The sequence below is a fragment of the Bacillus sp. I-2 genome, assembly GCF_001974945.1.
GTDB classification, from domain to species: Bacteria; Bacillota; Bacilli; order Bacillales; family Bacillaceae; genus Bacillus; species Bacillus safensis.
The window spans coordinates 523,400-545,449 of sequence record NZ_LZRW01000011.1 but is presented as its reverse complement, the minus strand read 5'-3'; the positions used below and the strand labels follow the sequence as shown (position 1 = coordinate 545,449).

Here is a 22,050-nt window from a genome sequence, read left to right as displayed (position 1 = left end):
TTCAAGGATGAGTCAGATGTGTATAAGAGACAGGCTCCAGTGATACCTGTAGCGCCAGTAGGACCAGTAATACCCGTGGCACCCGTAGGACCAGTAGCTCCAGTAATACCCGTGGCGCCAGTAGGACCAGTAGCTCCAGTGATACCTGTAGCGCCAGTAGCACCAGTAATACCCGTTGCCCCCGTAGGTCCGGTTGAACCAGTGATACCCGTCGCACCAGTATCTCCAATGATGCCGGTTGCGCCAGTAGGACCGGTATCTCCAGTGTTGCCGGTTGCGCCAGTAGGACCGGTAGCTCCAGTGTTACCCGTTGCGCCAGTAGGTCCGGTAGCCCCAGTGATACCCGTCACACCAGTAGGACCTGTTGGTCCAGTAATACCAGTGGCACCGGTAGGTCCAGTTTCACCTGGTGCTGCTAAAAGTGTGTAATCTGACGACGTATCTGGTGTACCTGAAGGTGGTGCAGAATCCACAATATACGTACCACCACCATAAGTGACCACTTGCCCTACTGAGTATGTTGGTGCCATAACAGGATCATAGGCTTCAACACCACTTAATCCGATCCCAGTAGGCCCCGTAGGCCCAGTTTCTCCAGAAGCAGCCAAAAGGGTATAGTCGGGGGAGAGTCCAGGTATTCCTGATGGAGCGTCAACATTGGCAATGTAAGTACTGCCATTAAACGTGACCACTTGCCCTGCATCGTAATCTTGTGATTGTGAGGGATCAAAAGGAAGAGCGCCGGTTAAGCCGCCAGCAGGTCCGGTTGGTCCAGGGGGACCTGCTGGGCCTGCCGGGCCTCTTGGTCCAGCTCTTTGATTTGGTTTTGGTTGTTTTATTCCTTTTGCAATCTGGCAAGGTTGATTCCCTTGAGATATATTTTGTTTTGGATATTCTTGTTTAATGAATGGACAGTCTCTTTTTCGAGGACGGTCATGACGTGATCTTTTGTAATGAGGCTGTTCATGGTATTTACCGCAAAAGGGACATTTGTGTTCGAATTGATTGTACAAATTGCCCATCTCCTAGAATTGATATTTCATTCTATGTGCAAATTTTCAAATTGGAAGTAAAACCTAGAAAATCATCATTTCGAAAATCATCGAATCAAATCATTTAAATCTTTCATTGATTTGTGTTATGGTGTTGAAAGTATAAAATAGTATGATTTTTGACAGAAATGGGGACATCATTTATGAGTCAATCAGTTTTACAAGGCAAAGCCTATTCCGTTTTAAATTTATCCTCAGTGACAGAAGGAGGTACCATTAAAGAATCTTTTGATCGTAGTATGGATTTAGCAAAGAAGGCGGAGAAGTGGGGGTATCATAGATACTGGCTGGCAGAACACCATAACATGGAAGGGGTAGCGAGCTCTGCAACGTCTGTTTTAATTGGATATATTGCGGGAGGAACCGAAAAAATTCGAGTAGGGTCTGGCGGGATTATGCTGCCAAACCACTCTTCACTTGTCATTGCCGAACAATTTGGCACACTTGAGACATTGTATCCGGGGAGAATTGATTTAGGTCTTGGCAGAGCACCAGGGACGGATCAGTTAACAGCAAGAGCGCTTAGACGTAATCTTCATAACGGAGAAGATTTCCCAGAGCAGCTTGAAGAACTTCGTCAATATTTCAAGCCGACCGGTCAGGTTAAAAAACATGTAAGAGCTGTTCCGGGAGAAGGTCTGGACATTCCGATTTGGCTCCTTGGTTCAAGTGGTTTTAGCGCCAGACTTGCAGGAGAACTTGGATTACCATTTGCCTTTGCAGCACATTTCTCACCTAAAAATACAATTCCCGCGTTAGAGTTGTACAGACAGTCATTTAGACCTTCTGATGTATTAAAAGAGCCTTATGCCATGGTCGGTGTGACGGTTTTTGCTGCAGATCAAACAGAACGGGCTGAATACTTGGCAACCTCTCATTATCAGCGGTTTTTAAGTCTTATTCGCAACACACCAGGAAAATTGAAGGCGCCTGTCGACAGCATGGACGGTCTTTGGAGTCCATATGAAAAGGCGATGGTGGATGAACAATTAAGCTCGACTATCATTGGGGATAAAGAAAAAGTAAAAATAGAATTAGAAGCCTTTATTGAAGCTACACAAGCAGATGAAGTGATGATTAATTCGGATATGTTTGATCATCAAGAAAGAATGCGTTCGTATGAAATCATCGGAGAGATCTTTCAAGAGGCACAAGAAAAATAAACATAAAAAAAGAACTGCACAGAGCAGTTCTTTTTTATTTAAGCTTTTGTAAAAATGCGAAATGGTTGTCCGATTGGCAGAACAATACGGCCAAAATGTGTATTAAGAACAACAGCTGCAGAACCATAAAATGAAAGCAGGGAAATGATCAATTCTGCAATACCAGCCATGGTATGAGTCACATCATACATCACACCAAATGTACTAAGGGAAAGACCAATGAATAAGAAATCAATAAAGACGAAAATCAAAAATAACACTTTATGTGTTTCCATTGCACCAATCGTCATAAACAAGCTGAAAATCAAATAACCAATAAACGCAAAGCCTAGCTGTTTTGGATCTACTGCTCCCGCAAGCGTTTTCCCAAAGACGCCGGCTTGAATGAGCCAAGTTGTTCCAACGCCCATCCAGAAAAGACCGAATGCGCCAAAAGCAGTGGCTCCAAAAATATTATGATGCTTTGAATCTTGTATGGACGCGATCAGCTGCGCGATTCCTCCAAGGAAGATAGCCCAAGGTAAAATAAGGGAAGTGCCATCTGTGATTCCTAGTTTTTGTGAGGACGCAACGAGCGTCACCATTGCTAAACCAAACAAACCAAGTGGTGTTGGGTCTGCAATTGATAATCGAATTGCTTGAACATTCTGTTTTTCCATAATGACCTCCTACAATTTGCACTTACAAAAGATACTCGAATTCGATAGAAACGTCAAGCTCTTTTTTAGTAGACACTTGCATCGTCTTCCAAATAAATCTATATTTAATACATATCAAATGTGATAGAAAAAGAGGGATAAAATGAGTAAGGGCTTATCTGGAAAAACGATTGCCATTTGTGGAACGAGAAAAACAGAAGAAATGCGTACACTTGTCGAAAAGCAAGGGGGACAAGCCGTTATTCGCTCTCTTCAAGGAACCGTATTTTTAGCCAAAGAGGAATTAAAGCCAGGCATAGAAACCTTTGTGAAACAAGGGGCCGACTGGGTGATCTTGACAACAGGCATCGGTACAGATACATTGATTGAGAGTGCAGAAGAGCTGCAGCTTGGTAAAGAATTTATGAACATTCTATCAAATGCCCATATTGCTTCAAGAGGGTACAAAACCTTTGCTGCTTTGAAAAAACGCGGAATTCAGCCTGAGGTCTCTGATGAAGACGGTACGGTTCGTGACTTGATTTCAAAGCTTGAAGACAAGGAATTTCAAGGCAAACGTGTGATGGTGCAGCTTCATGGTGAAAATGCACCAGCTCTCATTCAGTTTTTACATGAAAAAGGGGCAGATGTTTTGCCGCTTTTACCATATCAGCACACACCTCCTGAACCAGAGGCAGCTGAAACGCTGCTGAAAGAAATGAAAGATGGACAAGTTCATGCCGTTTGTTTTACAACCGCTGTCCAAGTTCACGCCTTTTTCAAACTAGCCGTAGAATGGGGAAGAAAAGAAGAATTGCAAGCATTATTCGAGCAGCACGTGCTTGCAGTAGCAGTCGGGAAAGTCACTGCTGAAGCTTTAAAAGAAGAGGGAATAGACCGAATTCTTGCCCCGTCACTTGAGAGAATGGGTGCAATGATAATAGAGTTATCTCGATATATGGAAAAACAATCAGCACTCTCATAAAAAAACGCCTTTCACCAGATCAGTGAAAGGCGTTTTGGTTAGATTGTCCGTTTTCGATTCGTCCGAATTTTTTTGAGTACAAAGTAGAGAACAATCAGGACAATGGCAATGACCATAATAGGGGTTGTATAAGCATGAGCAACACTTTGAATATGATCCCATTTTGTCCCAAGCTGCATGCCAAGATAGATAAATAAGATAGACCAAGGGATGGCAGCTAATCCTGTCAAGAAAACAAATTTCAAAAAAGGCATCTTGGCAATACCCGCTGGAATTGAGATGGCATGACGGACAACAGGGATAAAGCGCGCAGTAAACACTACACCGGTTCCATACCGGTCAAACCAGCGCTCTGCAGTCGCGATATGATGTTCATGGATGAATAAATACTTTCCATACTTTGTTAAAAAAGGTCTTCCGCCGTACAGACCGATCCAGTATATAAAACACTGGGCGAGTGTACCTCCAATGACGCCGGCAATCACAGCTCCAACAAAACCAATTGTGCCTGTTGACACCATATATCCGCCATAGGCAAGTACAATTTCACTAGGAATGATTTCAATCATCAGCCCTAGTGCTACACCTACATAACCTAGGCTTGTCAGCCAGGTCAAAATTTCATTAAAAAAGGTTCCCATTCATTTCACTCTGCCTTTAAATACGATTTTCTTCAAGCATCCTTATAAGAGCCTATGCTTGTTTTTCTTCTCTCATGAGTATGCTTTGCATATATGCTAGCATGGCTGGCCGCATATCATGACGCATTAATCCAAGTTCTGCCGCTGCCTTAAATGAGCCGAGCTTATCACCAACATCAAATCTCATTCCCTCTAATTGTGTTGCATAAATGGGTGATTCATGTGCAATGATTTTCAGCGCATCTGTCAGCTGGATTTCGTTCCCGGTACCTCTCTCGATTCCTTGTAAAATAGGAAAAATCGATGGTGTTAACAGGTACCTGCCCATGACGGCTAAATCGGAAGGAGCTTCATGAATAGCTGGCTTTTCCACTAAGTCTGTGACTTCAAACACTTGACCGTCTATTCTAGCTGGTTTTATCATACCATACTTGCTGACATCTAGACGATCCACTTGCTGGACGCCAATGACCTCTCTTTGTTTGTCTTCAAAGACTTCCATGAGCTGAGAGAGTGCTGGTCTTTCTGACACCATGACATCATCACCTAAAAGGACCGCAAAAGGATCGTTACCAGTAAAATGACGTGCACATAATACCGCATGTCCAAGACCTAAGGGCTCCTTTTGACGAATATAATGAATATTGGCCATATCCGCAATATGTTTGATTTCAGCCAGCTGTTCTTCTTTCCCTTTTTCAAGCAAATTCTGTTCTAGCTCAATCGAACGGTCAAAGTGATCTTCAATCGATTTTTTGTTTCTTCCTGTGATAATCAGTATATCTTCAATTCCTGATTGAACAGCCTCCTCAACTATGTATTGAATGGCGGGTTTGTCGATAATAGGCAGCATTTCCTTTGGCTGTGCTTTCGTTGCGGGTAAAAAACGTGTGCCTAATCCGGCTGCTGGTATGACGGCTTTTTTGATGTTCATTGAATCATCGCTCCATTTCTGATGGTTTATTTTCTGAAGGAAAAACCCATAGGCGGCTTCCAGTAAAAGTGATCTTCATGCCAAGAAGGGTGCCAATCGCTTTACTAATAATTAATGAGAAACCTGCTAGCTGCATGACATATAAGACAACATAGGTGAGAAGACACGCTGCTCCGTTGACTGTGGCCCACTTGATCCATTCCCACCTGTCAGCTTTCTTTTTTACTTGGAACGTCCATTTTCGATTCCAAACATAACTGTTCAGCATCCCTGCAGTATAGGACAGGCACTGGGCAAGAAAAGGGGGAACAAAGAAGGCGGTTAAAAAAAAGAAGAACAGAAAGTCAATCATTGTATTGCTTGCACCTACAATGAAAAATGCGGCATAGGTCCGAATATTACTCTTTGTCATGTGAAGAATCATCACCTCCTAGAGTTTGAGTGGGTGTATGAATACTATACAAAAGCGAGTTGACGAATCAGTGAAGAAAAGATGAAAAAAACATGAACAAGCGATATCCGTTTTTTCACCAGCTCGTGATATAATTTGTAAGATGAAACGAACGGGTGGTGCACAAACATGTATTTAACAATCGCAGAAACAGCTGAATACTTGGAAGTATCAGAATCGTATATTGAAAAATTAATCCAGCAAAAAAAGATCCGTTACGTATTTGACGGGGAATCTTATCTTATTTATCAAGGGCAGTTTCAAACGCATTTAAAGCAGCTCGAACAATATAAAGAGCTCGTCCAAGAGATCTTAAATGAACCGATTCCGGAAGACCCCGATGTAAAGGATGAAGATTAGAATATTGTCATTTTTTCAATTGATTCAACATGGATCAATGTAGAAAGAATAATCTTTATATTAACTTATGCTCAAATGGTTCTCGCTCTTTCTCGAATGACAATCATTAGCAGCAAAAGGCAGTGAAAACAATGGGGACAACTACTTTATGTGAAGCCTGTCAAAAAAACGAAATGAACGTTGTAGAATCGTCTGATGAACCGAAACAGCCTTATCAATTATGCTATCAATGCCACGAAAGACTACTCACCTATTCATTACGGCCTATTGAATGGTATAACCTAGCTGTTCTCCATTCTCCTAAACAATTTTTACTCCCGCGATGATTTTTATGGAGAGGACGGACAGGCTTTCCAACTAAAGGAGGACGTCGTCATTACCAAAAGTGAGAAAGCACCAACATTAGAAGCCGTTAGGCGTGATTTGGTGTCTTTATTAGACTTTTCAATCACTAGATGGTTTCTTGAGGATGATGTCATCGATGCGCTAAAGCAGCACGATCAGCAAAAAATCTTGGATTCTATTCAAAGTAGGTTTTATGAAACGGAGCATGCCGAAGTGAAATCACGAATGTTAGAAATCGCGGCTGATGTTCTCGATACATTTGCCGCTGAATGGGTCAGGGAACTTTTGGATCACGAGGACGAAGAATTCCTTTATCCACTTTCGTGGGCAGCAGCCAGCAGTTTGCCGAGAGATGAGGGATTACACCATATATTAGAAAAATTGAAATCGATCAGTGAAAAAGAATTGCCGTTAGAGGCTTTTATTTGCCTGCACCGTTTCCGTTCTCACAAAATATTGGATTGGATGGAGTCAAATTGCACCCATTTTCACGATCAGTGGGGAAGGCTGGCAGCCGTCAGCTGCCCAACCTGGGAGAGAATGAAATCTTGGCTAAACAAAGGAAGACCTTTCAGCTTAATTGCACTAGATACAATGGCAAACTGTGCAGGGAATAGACCGGCCCTAGTGGAACAATATTCACCTAAAATCCTTAAAACGGATAAAAATGAAGTAGAAAAGATTTTACATGATGTTAATCAAAAAGATCCGGTTCCACGAGTGAAAATGAAAGTGTCCAAAATCTTGGAGAACAAACAAGACATATTTGCATAAGCCTTTTTATTGGCTGACTCCCGTTTGAACAATTTTCATGTGGCATTTCACTTGTACATCTGCATCAGGATAAATATCTTGCCATTTTTCTGGTGTCATTGCCTTGTCTTTTGATCTATACCTAAGGCCCAGTCCAAGCGGGTCTATGTTTTGCTTTTTAAAGGACTGTACAAGATCTTCTCCTTGCTGAGTGATACGTTTTTCAACTTCTTTTTCGACTTGGTCCAATATATTCGGTTTATCAATTTTTTTGGACTTCATGAATTCTTTTAATTCGCCTATTAGTTTGATATCAATCGTGATATGAGGCTTTTTTGTTAGGCTTTTCGTCGGTTTGATCTGGTAAGACACATGTGATTTGATATTTTCAATGACAACATGAGTCTTCGCTCGATCATGCAATTGAAACTCATAGATGCCATTTTTATGATTTTCAATCATCGCTTTAAATGTGAACGTGTCTTCTCCTGGAATATGACCCACCATTTTTTCTTGATCAAATAGAGCAACGCCTGAGACCTTGATGGCATTGCTTGTTCTTTCAATGTAAGGGAGATAAGCATCGACCCCTTTTGCCATCATCTGATTCATAAAAATATGCTGATTTGTGACAGGCTCATTGCCATTTCGCATATTTTGGGCTAACAGATCAGAGAGATATACACCTATATTTAAGTTCGTTTGATTCATTTTTGTGTATAATAATTCTTCGACTTCTCCGCCAACAATCGCAAACACTTGGCGTGAACCAATAATAGGATCACGATAAATGTAATTCATTAAATCGATCATGCCGACTTCTTTTGCTAACTTTTCACTGACTAAAATAACGAGCACCTGGCCCATAACCACCGGAAAAGGCGATTTTTCTGACACGAGAAATTGGATATTACTAATCGTGTTTGACTTTGCACTTAATATTTGATAGCTGCCTTGCTCTTCACTTTTAAAGACGGGAAAGACAAAAAAGCCCTTCATTTCGCCATCTTCCATTAAATCAAATCCTGCCGCCTGGGAGATATTTAATTCATCTAATAGACGGGGCTGTGCACAGCTCGTTAACAAAAGACTAAACAACATGAGACCTATGAGTACATACTGTTTCATGTTCGTTTTTTCACCCACCTTTTTTTCAGCATCAGTCCAATGACCATACAGACAATCAATCCATAGATCAGAATGAATCCGCTAAATTCCACCCATTGATTAAAGGTTTCAAAAGAAGTTGCACTGGCAAAAAACGAAAACATGATCAGAATGAGGATGCTGAGTCCGATGAATGTGACGCGCTGGCTCGTATGAAGCACTTGTTTTGCCATGCGGCTCGCAGCCCATAATGGAATCGCGATATTTGGAATGATCAAAATCAGCCAAAGAGACACTTCAATAAATTCAAAACGCTGGATAAACGGAAGCTTCACAATGCTGGTTAACGTTAGCGTCGGCCATTTTGTTAATTTGAGCTGAGCACTTGAGTAATATGCAATGGAGACGAGAAAAGTGAGCAAGTTTAAGCATGTTGTAAATAATACCCCCATGTGAGCAAATTTTTGAGATGTCTGAGCTTGTTTAATAAAGGGATAATAGACAAGCAGCGTCCCAAAACCAAACATGGATAAGGACGCATCTCTGACTCCCACAAGCAGCTGAGAAAATGTATGATCAAACATTGGGAACATGAAACGAATATGACTATATTTCATAACATAAAAACAAATAAACGTCATCCAATACGTCAGTACAATGCTAAAAAATGCCCATCCAGCAATGGTTCTAAAGCCGCCGGTATGAATGTAATACACAAGCAGCAGCAGTACGGATGCAAACAAAAGACCAGGGATTTCTTTAAACAGCCATACATGGATCACATCCATGTAATGGATAAGAACGGTCAGCGACAAAGAAGCAAAATATAAGATATAAAGAATGTTGAATAATTGCCCAATCCATTTGCCAAATACATATTGTGTGATTTCACCAAATTCATCCGAAGGTGCCTTTTTAAACATCAAGTACATGAGAAAGATCATGACATTGACGCTCATGCCAGAAATCAGAATGGCGATCCATCCATCATTATTGATAGAACGAACAAGGTTTGTTTGAAAGTTTAAAATGCTGACACCGACTTGATTGGCATTGATGAGAAAAAACACAAAATAAGGGGATACTTGAAATTTCTCTTTGACAGAAGAAGAGCTCATTCATTCACTTCCTTATTCATAAAAATCATTTTTCCCCTTGCGGCCTTGCTTAGGCTTAGAGCGATGGATGGTTTCATTTTGCGGACGTAAATTTTCCGGCCTTTTGTTCAAAAAACGGAGCTGAGGACGAATCAAACTGCCCTTTAAATCAGCAAGGCGCATTGGAAAAATAGGCTCTAAATACGGCCGGCCAATTGAAGTTAATTTCATTAAATGGGTGAGCAGAAAGGATCCCATCACTGCAATACCTAATGCGCCCCAAACCTGTGCTGCGAGTAAAAAAGGAAATCTCAGCAACCGAATGGCACTGCCCATTTTGTAAATAGGGGTGACAAATGAGGCAAGAGCAGAAAGGGCAACAATAATGAGTAAAATATTGCTCGTTAAGCCTGCTGCTACAGCAGCCTGTCCAATGACAATCCCTCCAACAATCCCAAGTGTCTGCCCGACTTTAGCCGGGAGCCTTGACCCTGCTTCTCTTAGTAATTCAATCGAAATCTCTAAAAATAGTGCCTCAATGATCGGAGGAAATGGCACAAGATAGCGCGAGGACACAATGGTTTCTAATAAATCCTTTGGGATCAGCTCATAATGAAAGGTTAAAACGGCAACATATAAAGGTGTTGCAAAAATGGAAAATATCACAGCAAATATGCGTAACAGCCTAAAGCAAGAAGCCGCAATCCATGACATATTGTAGTCTTCCATAGTGGAAAAATACTCAAGTAAAATAGTCGGGGCAAGCAAGACATGAGGCGAACCATCCACTAATATGGCAATTTTCCCTTCTGATAAGCCTGAAGACACGCGGTCGGGTCTTTCTGTATTCAAAAACAACGGAAAGATCGTATTGGACACATCATAAAGCATTTGAGCAAGGTAATTCGCATCTGAAATCTGATCATAATTAACGTCCTCAATTCGCTGAAGAACCGTTTCGATGTTTTCCGGGTTGGCGATTTCTTCAATATATAACACGGCTACTTTTGTTTGAGACAGCGTACCAACCGTCTTTTCCTCAACTTTCAGGTTAGGCGTCGGCAGCCGCCGCCTGACCAAATTTAAATTGGTATCTAAAACCTCCACAAATGCTTCCTGAGCACTGATAATGCCAAATTCAATCTCAGGCGGACCTACTTGTCTGCCTTTCTTTTCTTCAATCGGCAAAAGAAGCGTTTTGCCCCAGTCTGTCTCAAGTCTAATGGCAATGCTGCCCCGGTGAAGGGCTTCTTCCACTTTTTGAAGATCGCTCGTGATGACAGCCTGCTCAATGGGAATTCGTTCTTTCAGCTCTTCAAGAGTGGGTGTCAGGTGCAGTTGTTTGAGGGAGGGGAGAATTTGTTCATGTAGAAGATGTCCATTAATTAACGAACGAAAAAAGGAAATCCTATACAGGAAATCTCCATTTCGAGACAGCTCATTTGTAAAATCAGCAGAACGTGACAATGCTTCAAATACTGAATTCGGGTCCTTTTGTTGTTTGTTTTTCTTCAGCATTTGAACCAGCTCCTTCGGCGATTTGCCTCTATTATCTAACCAATTGTCTAAAGATATGCATGAAAAAAAGCGTTCAGCTTGATGGGCTGGACGCTTTTTTTCCATATAGAACGGCTTCTAATAATAAATCAGCTAAATGGACCGCGCGCATGCTCGGCGAGTGCCCTGAGCGTTTGATGCCTGCTGCCATTTGTAGCTGACAGCCTGGATTAGATGTAACGATGGCAGCCGCCTTTGTTTGGCTGGCTTCTGTCATTTTATGATCTAAAATTTGCATTGACATCTTTGGCTGCAAGATGTTGTAAATGCCAGCTGAACCGCAGCACCGGCCCGAATCCTTCATTTCTTTAAATGATACACCGTGAATGGCCTTCATCAGCACCCTTGGCGCATGCAGTACACCCATTCCGTTCCGCAAATGACAGGAATCTTGATAGGTGATGACTTGCTCTGGCAAAGCAAGCGGCATGCGGCGGTGAAATTCAAGCTCCACTAAAATGTCTGATATATCCATGATTTTCTTTGAGAAGACTTCACTTCGCTTTTGAAAATCCGGATCATCGCAAAGCAAATGATCGTAATCACTTAAAAAAGCGCCACAACCGCCCGCATTCATGACAATGGCATCCGCATCTATCTGTTCAAAAGCTTCAATATTCCGCTTTGCTAACTGTTTCGCTTGTTCTTTTTCACCGCTATGGCCATGGAGCGCTCCGCAGCACGTCTGAATAGGAGGGACGATGACGTCACAGCCTGCCAGCTGCAAAAGCTGGATGGTTGCTTCGTTTGTACTGGAAAAAACCGTGTCCATTAAACAGCCAGTAAAAAAGGCGACACGTTTTCTCGCTGGCCCGGCGGCTTTGTATTCCGTCAAACGGCTTTTCTGTTGACGCGGCACCTTTGGAAGCGCCTGTTCCATCAGGCGTAAGTGCGGTGGAAGCACCTTCAGCATGCCAGTTTTGCGGGCAGCCGTTTGCAGACCAGATGTTTGATAAAATCGAAGAAGTCCTGCCGCTTTCCGCATTCGGCTTTGTGAAGGAAAGAGACCTTTAAACACGACACGTCTTACAAGTTTGACAGGGATGGATTGTTTTTTGTGCTGCTGAATGATGTCTCTTGCATCCTCAAGTAACCTTCCATATTTGACGCCGGAAGGGCAGACCGGTTCACATGCACGGCAGCCAAGACAAAGATTCAGTGAATGCTCGACATCTTCATCTGGCTCAATGACGCCGTCTCTCACCGCCTTCATTAAAGCAATTCGGCCGCGGGGAGAGTGTGTTTCTTGCTGACCAGATTCAATATAAGTAGGGCAGGAAGGAAGGCAGAAGCCGCAGCGCATGCAATTGAGCAGCTCTTTTTCGTCCATCTGCTGCTGAAATGTTTGCTGAATCTCTGTTTGTTTAGAACTCATGAGACCACCACCCGCTTTCTTGCGGCTTTTCCAAACACTTTATCAGGGTTCATGATATTTTCCGGGTCAAGCGCTTGTTTGATCGCTTTCATTGCCGCAATGCCTTCTTTTTTAATCTTTAGTTCTAAGTAAGGGGCTTTCATAAGACCTACGCCATGTTCACCCGTAATGGTGCCGCCAAGTGAGACTGCTTTTTCAAAAATGGCCTGAAAGGCTTCTTCCACCCGTTTCATTTCTTCTTCATTTCTTGCATCTGCTGCACAAGTAGGATGCAAATTGCCATCACCTGCATGACCAAATGTACAGATTTTCACTTTGTACTCCTTCGCAATGTCTTCGATCGCCCGCACCATGCTGGCAATTTCAGACCGGGGAACTGTGGCATCTTCTAAAATGGTCGTCGGGCTTAAGCGGGCGAGGGCAGATAAAGCGGATCGTCTCGCTGTTAAAAGTGCATTTGCTTCTTCTTCAGAATGAGCGATATTCACTTCTTTTGCACCGTACTGCTGGCAAATTTTTGCGATGCTCTGCATATCACGGGCAACCGCCTCAGGATGGCCGTCTTGTTCGATTAACAGCACCGCTTGAACGTCAGTCGGCAAACCGATTTTTGCAAAATCTTCAACGACTTCCAGAGTCGGCTGATCCATAAATTCTAATGTGGCGGGGATGATACGCTCGGCAATAATCGCCGATACTGAAGCGGCGGCTTCCTCTAAGTTTTCATATAAGCAAAGCATCGTTTGTTTTGTTTCTGGAAGCGGCAAAAGCTTCAGCGTGGCTTCAGTGACAATCCCGAGCGTTCCTTCTGAACCTACGAACAAACGGGTCATATCATACCCGGCCACGTCCTTTGCAAGCTTGCCACCTGTTTTGATGATGTCACCGTTTGGCAGAACGACTTCAAGTCCAAGGACATAATCTCTTGTCACTCCATACTTTAACCCCCGGAGACCGCCTGAATTTTCATTAATATTTCCGCCTAATGTAGAGATTTTCATAGAGCTTGGATCAGGTGGATAGAAGAGGCCTTTCGCTTCTACTTGGCGAATGAGTTCCTGTGTGATCAAACCAGGCTGCACCGTTGCTGTCAGGTTTTCTTCATCTATTTCTATTAATTGGTTCATTCTTGTAAACAGCATCACAAGTCCGCCTTGAGTGGGACATGTGCCTGCACAAAGGTTCGTTCCTGATCCTCTTGGAACGATCGGAATGTTATATGAGGAGCAGAGCCGGACAATTTGCTGGACTTCCTCAGCCGCGCGCGGGCTTACGATGACATCTGGCATATGCTGAAAATTTGGTGTTGCATCATAAGAGTAGGCAAGCCGATCGGCTTTACTGTCCTGCATGTAAGACGCACCGACAATCTTTTTTAATTGATTTAAAAATTCAGAATGTAACATACGCATTCAACTCCTATTGATAAGACGTATCGTTTCTTTCAGTATAAAAAAAGAATCGCCTCATGCCTATGGACGATTCTACAAAATATCGGGCTGTTCGCTTCGTTTTTTTGGATCATGATCTAATAACATCAAGGCTAAATAAAAGAGCATTGCATCTTGCATACGCTTTGGATCAAGTGTCGTTAAATCCTGGATGCGTTTTAGCCTGTAATGCAGTGTATTGATATGGACATGCATCGCTTCTGCTGTATATTTCAATGAGCAATCTGATGTCATAAGCACCCGCAATGTTTTCACTAATTCAGGATAGGGGAGAAGAGGGGCGATTGTTCGATCAAGAAACACTTCTTTTGTTTCCTGACTCACTTCCTCCATAAAAAGTTCAAGCGTTAAATCTTCATCAAATACAATCGGTGTATCAGCATGTGCCATTTTTAATGCTCGAAAGGCTTGTTGAAAGGATTGCTTCATCAAATGAGCAGCTGCTGGTTTTCCCGCTCCAATCAAAACCCCCTGTGTGCCCCGCGCCGTAAGGGAGGCATGGATGTGAAACAGGCGCTGCTGCAAGGCTTTACGATCATCTGCTGTTGTCTGCAGCATGAGCAAAAAACGGGCATGCCCCCAGCGGACGATGATCTCCTGACTAGTGAGATGCAGCGTTTCCTTCCATTCTTTGTATTGATTCTGCTTCATAAACGATTCATCCTGACAATCGATCAGGACAACTGCACGCTCCTTGTTGATATCAAGCTGAAGCCGCGACGCTTTTTCAGTGAGATCAATCGCTGTCTCTGGCAGATGAAGCCAGTCGAATACAAACGCTTCGAGCTGACGTTCATCCGTTTCAGTTTCTTGAAAAAATTCATGTTCATGAATAAGCAGCTCGGTCATTTTTCTTAATATTTCGCCAAAAGGAGACACATGTATAGGATCTCCTGTCATTCCAATGACCCCGATGACCTCTTGCTTAAAATAAATAGGCAGATTGATGCCAGCTTTGACGCCCTTCATGTGCTGCTGGTCATCCTTTGTGAGAATTCGTTTCTGTCCTTCAAAAGATGTCAGATACGCTCCTTCATGAAATTGTCCAACGCGCGCTGGATCAGTTGCTGCAATGATGGTGCCGTTTGTTTGTGCAATGATGATTTCCTCAGTCAGCACCTTTTTAACCTCGTCTACGATTTTTTCTGCCAGTGTCATTGTGAGCAAAACGTACCCCTCCGAGATGTTTCTTTTGACACTATCATACCATCATATGCTAGGACATATCTTTCTTTTCATGAGTTATGCTAAAATAATGAATGCACATGAAGAAGAAAGGAGACATAGCCATGTCGTTACTAAATCGCTTACAAGAACTCTTAAAAGAAGGACAGGCGCTGACAGACTTCGAATATGATGAAGCGGCGCGCCATAATTGGAGATTAGAAGGGTCGAGAATTAAAGAAGAAGCCCGCTTTGGCGATGTATATATAGAACGTGTAGACAAGGAATCAGAGGACATGATTCAAACAGAAAACGCCTCATTTCTAAACACACCGCTTACATATGTGAAAAAACATCAAAAAGAATTCATTTATATCGAATCAAAGTGGTTTGATGTCGTGAAAGTGGATGGCTTGGCCATTGAATGGGATGAAGTGTTTCAAACGTATACCGTGCTATTCGGTTTAAAACGTCCTAAAAAAGACACGGGTATTCTAAAGGACATGCTATCGCCATTAAATGGTGCTCAGCTTCAATTTAATGGAGAAGATGGCTTATTTGATGTGAACTTGCAACTTCTTGAGCTTGAGGACATCCACGAAGATACGGCTTTCATTGACGTCATCTCGGCCGTGTACCGATTTTTATTCCGAATGATCATGCAGCTTGAAATCAATGAATCAAAAAACGGCTCAAATTCCTGAGCCGTTTTTTTGTCCATCTATTCATTTGATGAAGGTGTGACAAACCGTACATCATGCTCTTTTCCATATTGAAGATAATCTTCATTTGGCTCCTGATTGGTCACGACGATATCAATCTCGTGCAAATCACAAAACGTGGTCAAGGCGTAATGATCGAATTTGCTATCATCCACTAATAAAAAGGTTTTGGCACTTTTTTGAACAAGCGTCTTTTTAATATCGGTTTCAAGCGGAGACGAATTCGTGACGCCGTGATCAATGGATAAACCAGTTGACGCGATAAAGGCTTTATTGACATTGTAAGCTTTTAAGCGCTCAACACTTTGATAGCCAACGAAAGAATTCGTTTTTCTTTCAAGCATCCCGCCAGTGGAAAAGATGGTGAGATTTTCATAAGGCATCGCCTGTGTAATGAAATCCACATTATTGGTCACAATGGTCACCTGTTTCTCCGTCAAATAGGGGAGCATCTCAAGCGTTGTCGTACCAGAATCAATAAAAATCATATCCCCGTTTTCCACAAAAGCGGCAGCCGTCTGACCGATCAATTGCTTTTTACTGAGCTGACGGATCTTTCGCTCCTGATACACCACTAACGTTGAGTGGTTCACAGCCACTCCGCCATACACTTTTTTGAGCACGCCAGACTCGACCAATGACTGTACATCTCGGCGTATCGTGTTTTTTGAGACACCAAAATGCGCCACAAGCTCATCAAGTGAGGCAGATTCCCGGTCAAACACATACTCTTTGATTTGCTGAATCCGTTTTGTTTTTATCATACTTCATATCTCCAATCAATCCGAATGTCCTTTCTCCATTATACCAATAAATTCTCTTACTGGGATTAGGTCAATTGTTTCTCTTTTCTCCTTTGATATAAAAGCGTATGATAGAAAAAAGAACGAAACCAGAAAGGACTTTCACTTCTATGAATCAATCAAACAACCCATTTTCAAAGCTTGCGAATTTTAGAGAAGTAGGGGGACTTCAAACAACAGATGGGATGGTGATCAAACAGGGAATGATTTATCGATCCGCAGACTTATCCCGTTTGTCGAAACAAGACATCGAAATATTCTCAGCACTCGGAATTCAAACCGTTTGTGACCTCCGTACAGCCTCAGAACGTAAATCACATCCGCCAAAGATCAAGGAACATGACAAAATCGTCCATATTCCGATGCAGCCTGACAGTAAGATGCCAAGTAAATGGACCATGTTTCGTATGCTGGTAACAGAAGGGAAGTCTCTCTCATTTACACCGATCATGAAAGAGTTATATCAAAGCATGCTGACAGAGCGTAAAGAAGAGATTCGGCAGCTGTTCACACTGCTTTCAGATCAAAGCCATTACCCGCTGATGCTTCACTGCACGAGTGGCAAGGACCGTACAGGTTTTTTATCTGCCCTGATTCAGTTAACAGTAGGTGTACCGCTGGCTGTCGTTTTAAGTGAATACATGCGTTCCAATGAAGGCGTGCAAATGCTCGTCAGAAGGCAGGAACGATTTGTCCGATTGATGAGTTTATACCGGGTGTCAAAAGAACAAATTCAGCCGCTTGTCGGTGTGCAGCAAGATTATCTTGAAGATGTGCTGCACGAAATGCTGGAGACATACGGGAGTGCAGAGCGGTATTTAATTGAAGCCTGCAAAGTCCCTGAATCCCAGCTCAAGGAAATGAAAAATATTCTGCTTACACCATCTGCTGGCATTCCATCACAAAAAGCGGAATAAACTTAAGATGAGGTGATGCAAAACATGCTGAAAAAGATCAGTATGACAGTTTTAACACTGATGTTGATGTTTATATTTTTATTGATTCCTTCTAGCAGTCTAGCAGCTCGTGCAGTGCCAAAAGGGAAGCTTGAGAGCACAAGAGAGATGCGCGCGGTATGGATTGCATCAGTTTATAACTTAGATTGGCCCTCAAAGAAGGGGCTGCCTGCAGCAGAGCAGAAACAAGAGTTCATTCGTTTGTTAGACGAAATCAAAGCGATGAATATGAATGCCGTCATTATGCAAATTAAACCAACAGCAGATGCCTTTTATCCTTCAGCATACGGGCCGTGGTCAGAATATTTGACTGGGACGCAAGGGAAAGATCCTGGGTATGATCCGCTTGAATTTATGATAGAAGAAGCTCATAAACGCGGCCTCGAATTTCACGCTTGGTTTAACCCTTACCGAATCACAATGAATCATACTGATCTCAGCCGTTTGTCTGCCGATCATCCTGCAAGAGAGCATCCTGATTGGACGATTGCCTATGGTAATCAGCTTTATTACAATCCTGGTATTCCTGAAACGCAGGACTTCATTGTCGGCGGCATAGAAGAAGTTGTGAAAAACTACGATATTGATGCGGTGCATATGGATGATTATTTTTATCCATATAAAATAGCCGGTGTCTCGTTTCCAGATCAAGAAACGTATGAAACATATGGAAAAAAAGCATTTACTCATATAGAAGATTGGCGAAGAGATAATGTGAATCAGCTGGTGAAACAAATCAATGACACCATTAAGAAAGAAAAACCGTATGTGAAATTTGGTATTAGTCCATTCGGTGTATGGCGCAACATAAAAGATGACCCGACTGGTTCAAACACCACAGCAGGGATGACCAACTACGATGATTTGTATGCTGATACAAGAGAGTGGATTCAGCAGCACGATATTGATTATGTTACTCCGCAAATTTACTGGAGCATCGGCTTTCAAGCTGCCGATTATGATGTGTTGACGAAATGGTGGTCAAATGAGGTGAAAGGGGAGCCGGTTCACCTGTACATTGGTCAGGCGGCATATAAAATTAATCAAAACAGTGATCCTGCTTGGTCTGACCCGGAAGAATATTTTAGGCAGATTGAGCTGAACAGGCAGTCACAGCTCGTGCAGGGAAGCATGCATTTCAGCCTGAAGGATATCAATCGCAACCCTTTGAATGTAAAGGATCGATTGATAGAAGAGTCATACCGCAAACCAGCTCTCATTCCAGAAATGCCTTGGCTTCATCAGAAAGCCCCTAAAAAACCAATCATTCAATCTGTGAAAAAGACATCAGATGGTACGTCTTTACAAATCAAAAATGATCCGCATTCTACCGTTTCCTATTATGCGGTCTATCGATTAACAAATAAAGGAACATATGAATTGCTGCAAACGGTTAGAAAAGAAAAAGACGCCATAACAACGATTAAAGACCTCCCAGTCAATCAAAAGAAAATGGATACTTACAAGATTACGGCTCTTAATCGTCTTCATCACGAAAGCAAGCCTTCTACAAGAATAGTGAAATAACGAAAAAGCATGAATGAGATTTTCTTCGTTCATGCTTTTTTTCTATTATTCTTGTTTTAATTTTCTGAATTCAATCAAGCTTGGCATGAAGCAGCTGCTTGATTAATAAATATGATAGAAAAGAGCTAAAGGGGGAAGCAAGATGGATTTTGAATTAACGAAAGAACAACAAATGATCCGCCAGATGGTCAAAGATTTCGCCAAAGCAGAAATTGCACCACTCGCTCAAACGATTGATAAACAGGCCGTATTCCCAGCCAAAACGTTTCAAAAAATGGGGGAACTCGGCTTTATGGGCATCCCCTTTCCAGAGAAATACGGCGGCTCAGGAGGAGATACGATATCATATGCACTCGCTGTAGAAGAAATCGGAAAACAGTGCGGTAGTACAGGTCTTAGCTATGCCGCAGCCGTCTCCTTAGGCGCAAGCCCGCTTTATTATTTCGGTACAGAGGAGCAAAAGATGGATCATCTTGTCCCGCTGGCATCTGGAACAGCACTCGGTTCCTTTGGATTAACAGAACCAAATGCAGGGTCAGATGCAAAAGGGACGAAAACAAAAGCGGTCAAAGACGGACAAGAATATGTCATTAGCGGGGAGAAGTGCTGGATCACAAACGCCAATTTTGCCAGAACCATTATCGTCACTGCTGTCTCGGATCATGATGAAAACGGCCGCCCAATCATCTCCGCCTTCATTGTGGAGAAAGGGCAAAAAGGGCTGACCATTACAAATCCATATGACAAAATGGGCGTGCGCGGTTCAGATACAGCAGAAATCATTTTAGACGGTGTACGTGTACCCGCCCAGAATATTTTAGGAAACCCAGCGAAAGGTTTTAAACAATTTTTATATACATTAGACGGGGGACGCATTTCAATTGCTGCGTTATCAGTTGGTATCGCACAAGCTGCACTAGATGCTTCGCTCTCGCATGCAAAAGAAAGAAAGCAATTTGGGCAGACCCTTTCTTCCTTCCAAGCGATTCAGTTTAAGCTGGCAGATATGGCGATGCAAATAGAGCTCGCCAGACAAATGGTTTGGAAAGCCGCTTGGCTGAAAGATCACGGCAAGCCGTTTACAAAAGAAGCTGCCTATGCCAAACTTTTCGCTTCTGAAATGGCGACAAAAGCAAGTCTTGATGCTGTTCAAATTCACGGGGGAACAGGCTACATGAAAGAATGTGGTGTAGAACGGCTTGTGAGAGATGCGAAGCTAATGGAAATTGGAGAAGGGACCTCTGAAATTCAGCGTCTAGTCATCGCAAGACAACTGTTAGCGTAATCCGATAATGAAAACGCTTACCATCAATAGAGGAGGAAAGCCATGATGTCGATTCATCCACAAACGATCGGCTCTCTATTAAAAGAGAAAATGGAGCAGCATCCAGCACATGAAGCCATTGTGTATCCAGAACGTTCTTTACGTTATTCATATGAAGCGTTTTATCGAGAAGTCAAGGAAACCGGGAAAGGTCTTATGGCATTAGGTGTTCAAAAAGGGGATCATATCGCCATCATGGCGCCCAATGTACCTGAATGGCTCATGCTGCAATTCGCCTGCGCGTCAATTGGAGCCGTTCTTGTCACCGTAAATACGAATTTTCAAGCACAAGAACTCGCCTATTTACTCAAGCACTCTGATAGCAGCATGCTGTTTATCGTAGACGGGTTTAAAGAGACATCCTATGTCAAAATGCTTGAAGAACTCATACCGGAGCTTCAAAACGCTCATCAAGGTGAGATCACATCCTCATCTTTTCCTTATTTAAAAAGGGTCGTCTATATAGGTGAGCACACGCCAAAGGGCATGCGCAGCTGGAACAGTATTCAAGCAGCTGCCAAAAGAACAGAGGATCATGAGTGGGAGAAGCGAATGGATGAGCTTGCACCTGATGATGTCATTAATATGCAATATACTTCAGGCACAACCGGCTACCCAAAAGGAGTCATGCTCAGCCATACAAACATTGTCTGCAATGCCAGCCAAATCGCAGATTGTATGAAGCTTACCCAAAAGGATCGAATGTGTATCCCTGTTCCTTTCTTTCATTGCTTTGGATCCGTTCTTGGCGTGCTTGCTTGTCTCACAAAAGGAGGAACGATCATTCCAGTTGAATCCTTCCATCCAGAGAAAGTTCTTCAAACCGTGGAAAAAGAGAAGTGCACCGTCCTTCACGGCGTCCCGACAATGTTCATTGCAGAGCTCGACCATCCGAATTTTCACCAATACGATCTGTCCACATTACGAACGGGCATTATGGCAGGATCTCTTTGCCCATCTCATGTGATGAAGGCCGTCATTGAACAAATGGGACTGAAGGAGCTCACGATTGCGTACGGACAGACCGAAAGCTCTCCTGTCATTACCCAAACAAGAACGGATGATTCATTTGAAAGACGGGTTCAAACGGTCGGCCGGGCGCTTCCTTACATCGAAGTGAAAATCACCGTTCCAGGCACACCGGAGGAAGTACCAAGAGGAGAACAAGGCGAGCTGTGTACAAGAGGCTATCATGTGATGAAAGGCTACTATAAAAATGAAGAAGCCACAAATGAAGTGATTGATCAGGACGGCTGGCTTCATACGGGTGATTTAGCAGAGATGGATGAGGACGGCTATGTGAAAATCACAGGACGGCTGAAAGATATGATCATTAGAGGCGGGGAGAATGTTTACCCAAAAGAGATTGAGGACGTTCTTTATACTCATCCGGCCATTCTTGATGCACAGGTCGTTGGTATACCTGACGAGACGTATGGAGAAGAAGCCGCCGCATTCCTTCGGCTCAAGCAAGGCAGGGCAGTGACGATTGAGACACTCACCAGCTATTGTCAGTCGCAAATGGCACGCTACAAAATTCCTAAATATTTTTTCATCACTGACGAGTATCCAATGACCGCATCAGGGAAGATTCAAAAATTTCGTCTGAAAAAGCAGGCGCTTGATCTAATAAAGGAGTGAAGGC

Annotated in this window: 20 protein-coding genes and 1 pseudogene; 9 read left to right on the top strand and 12 right to left on the bottom strand. The window is 42.8% G+C overall.

The annotated features are described in order from the left end of the window. Window positions 1-1,022 (bottom strand): annotated as a pseudogene (locus BAE31_RS06200) (hypothetical protein); the annotation flags it as partial. A gap of 173 nt (window positions 1,023-1,195) precedes the next feature. On the opposite strand from BAE31_RS06200, the gene BAE31_RS06195 reads away from it, so the two are divergent. Then, window positions 1,196-2,215, top strand: coding sequence for an LLM class flavin-dependent oxidoreductase (locus BAE31_RS06195; RefSeq protein ID WP_046311375.1), 1,020 nt, complete (start codon window positions 1,196-1,198; stop codon window positions 2,213-2,215). Between the two features lie 38 nt (window positions 2,216-2,253). Here the strand turns inward: BAE31_RS06195 and BAE31_RS06190 are convergent, their stop codons facing one another. Continuing rightward, window positions 2,254-2,874 (bottom strand): acetate uptake transporter, encoded by a 621-nt coding sequence (locus BAE31_RS06190; protein WP_076839826.1) that lies wholly within the window; start codon window positions 2,872-2,874, stop codon window positions 2,254-2,256. 142 nt (window positions 2,875-3,016) lie between these two features. Between BAE31_RS06190 and BAE31_RS06185 the strand changes: the two genes are divergently transcribed. Next, a complete protein-coding gene (locus BAE31_RS06185) occupies window positions 3,017-3,838 on the top strand; it encodes a uroporphyrinogen-III synthase (RefSeq protein ID WP_076839824.1) in 822 nt (273 codons plus the stop codon). Between the two features lie 38 nt (window positions 3,839-3,876). On the opposite strand, the gene uptA is transcribed toward BAE31_RS06185, so the two are convergent. The 3 genes from uptA to BAE31_RS06170 are packed head-to-tail and all read right to left on the bottom strand — an operon-like array spanning window position 3,877 to window position 5,837. Further along, window positions 3,877-4,479 carry an undecaprenyl phosphate transporter UptA gene (gene uptA, locus BAE31_RS06180; RefSeq protein ID WP_034284052.1) on the bottom strand — a complete coding sequence of 201 codons (603 nt, stop codon included), beginning with the start codon at window positions 4,477-4,479 and terminating at the stop codon, window positions 3,877-3,879. Between the two features lie 52 nt (window positions 4,480-4,531). Then, window positions 4,532-5,413 (bottom strand): UTP--glucose-1-phosphate uridylyltransferase GalU, encoded by an 882-nt coding sequence (gene galU, locus BAE31_RS06175; protein WP_076839822.1) that lies wholly within the window; start codon window positions 5,411-5,413, stop codon window positions 4,532-4,534. A 4-nt stretch (window positions 5,414-5,417) separates the two neighbouring features. Further along, window positions 5,418-5,837 (bottom strand): GtrA family protein, encoded by a 420-nt coding sequence (locus tag BAE31_RS06170; protein WP_083703978.1) that lies wholly within the window; start codon window positions 5,835-5,837, stop codon window positions 5,418-5,420. A gap of 156 nt (window positions 5,838-5,993) precedes the next feature. On the opposite strand from BAE31_RS06170, the gene BAE31_RS06165 reads away from it, so the two are divergent. Both BAE31_RS06165 and BAE31_RS06160 read left to right on the top strand, forming a co-directional pair. After that, complete coding sequence (locus tag BAE31_RS06165) at window positions 5,994-6,224, top strand: excisionase family DNA-binding protein (RefSeq protein ID WP_076839819.1); 231 nt, start codon at window positions 5,994-5,996, stop codon at window positions 6,222-6,224. A gap of 426 nt (window positions 6,225-6,650) precedes the next feature. Next, window positions 6,651-7,343 carry a hypothetical protein gene (locus BAE31_RS06160; RefSeq protein ID WP_249895844.1) on the top strand — a complete coding sequence of 231 codons (693 nt, stop codon included), beginning with the start codon at window positions 6,651-6,653 and terminating at the stop codon, window positions 7,341-7,343. A 6-nt stretch (window positions 7,344-7,349) separates the two neighbouring features. On the opposite strand, the gene BAE31_RS06155 is transcribed toward BAE31_RS06160, so the two are convergent. The 6 genes from BAE31_RS06155 to BAE31_RS06130 form a co-directional block, all read right to left on the bottom strand. Next, window positions 7,350-8,450 carry a Ger(x)C family spore germination protein gene (locus BAE31_RS06155; protein WP_076839817.1) on the bottom strand — a complete coding sequence of 367 codons (1,101 nt, stop codon included), beginning with the start codon at window positions 8,448-8,450 and terminating at the stop codon, window positions 7,350-7,352. Further along, window positions 8,447-9,547: a GerAB/ArcD/ProY family transporter gene (locus tag BAE31_RS06150; RefSeq protein ID WP_041109377.1), complete on the bottom strand. Its 1,101-nt coding sequence runs from the start codon at window positions 9,545-9,547 to the stop codon at window positions 8,447-8,449. The genes BAE31_RS06155 and BAE31_RS06150 overlap by 4 nt, the downstream gene beginning before the upstream one ends. A gap of 12 nt (window positions 9,548-9,559) precedes the next feature. Then, window positions 9,560-11,044: a spore germination protein gene (locus tag BAE31_RS06145; RefSeq protein ID WP_041109786.1), complete on the bottom strand. Its 1,485-nt coding sequence runs from the start codon at window positions 11,042-11,044 to the stop codon at window positions 9,560-9,562. A gap of 73 nt (window positions 11,045-11,117) precedes the next feature. Continuing rightward, window positions 11,118-12,458, bottom strand: coding sequence for a (Fe-S)-binding protein (locus BAE31_RS06140; protein WP_076839816.1), 1,341 nt, complete (start codon window positions 12,456-12,458; stop codon window positions 11,118-11,120). Beyond that, entirely contained in the window at window positions 12,455-13,864 is a 1,410-nt protein-coding gene (gene glcD, locus BAE31_RS06135; RefSeq protein WP_076839815.1) for a glycolate oxidase subunit GlcD, read from the bottom strand. Before glcD ends, BAE31_RS06140 begins: the two co-directional genes overlap by 4 nt. A 78-nt stretch (window positions 13,865-13,942) precedes the next feature. Further along, window positions 13,943-15,076 (bottom strand): CdaR family transcriptional regulator, encoded by a 1,134-nt coding sequence (locus BAE31_RS06130; protein WP_076839813.1) that lies wholly within the window; start codon window positions 15,074-15,076, stop codon window positions 13,943-13,945. A gap of 122 nt (window positions 15,077-15,198) precedes the next feature. On the opposite strand from BAE31_RS06130, the gene BAE31_RS06125 reads away from it, so the two are divergent. Beyond that, on the top strand, window positions 15,199-15,777 hold the full coding sequence (locus BAE31_RS06125) for a branched-chain amino acid aminotransferase (protein ID WP_076839812.1): 579 nt from the start codon (window positions 15,199-15,201) through the stop codon (window positions 15,775-15,777). A gap of 17 nt (window positions 15,778-15,794) precedes the next feature. Here BAE31_RS06125 and BAE31_RS06120 read toward each other — a convergent pair whose 3' ends face one another. After that, the gene (locus BAE31_RS06120; RefSeq protein ID WP_076839810.1) at window positions 15,795-16,559 is read right to left on the bottom strand and encodes a DeoR/GlpR family DNA-binding transcription regulator; all 765 of its coding nucleotides are present in this window, start codon (window positions 16,557-16,559) and stop codon (window positions 15,795-15,797) included. A gap of 149 nt (window positions 16,560-16,708) precedes the next feature. On the opposite strand from BAE31_RS06120, the gene BAE31_RS06115 reads away from it, so the two are divergent. The 4 genes from BAE31_RS06115 to BAE31_RS06100 all read left to right on the top strand — a co-directional run bounded on the left by BAE31_RS06115 (window position 16,709) and on the right by BAE31_RS06100 (window position 22,046). Beyond that, window positions 16,709-17,515 (top strand): tyrosine-protein phosphatase, encoded by an 807-nt coding sequence (locus tag BAE31_RS06115; protein ID WP_076839809.1) that lies wholly within the window; start codon window positions 16,709-16,711, stop codon window positions 17,513-17,515. Between the two features lie 24 nt (window positions 17,516-17,539). Beyond that, complete coding sequence (locus tag BAE31_RS06110; protein WP_076839807.1) at window positions 17,540-19,081, top strand: glycoside hydrolase family 10-like protein; 1,542 nt, start codon at window positions 17,540-17,542, stop codon at window positions 19,079-19,081. Window positions 19,082-19,223: 142 nt separating this feature from the next. Beyond that, window positions 19,224-20,366 carry an acyl-CoA dehydrogenase family protein gene (locus BAE31_RS06105; protein WP_076839806.1) on the top strand — a complete coding sequence of 381 codons (1,143 nt, stop codon included), beginning with the start codon at window positions 19,224-19,226 and terminating at the stop codon, window positions 20,364-20,366. A 42-nt stretch (window positions 20,367-20,408) separates the two neighbouring features. Continuing rightward, entirely contained in the window at window positions 20,409-22,046 is a 1,638-nt protein-coding gene (locus BAE31_RS06100; RefSeq protein WP_076839804.1) for an AMP-binding protein, read from the top strand. Window positions 22,047-22,050: the final 4 nt, after the last annotated feature.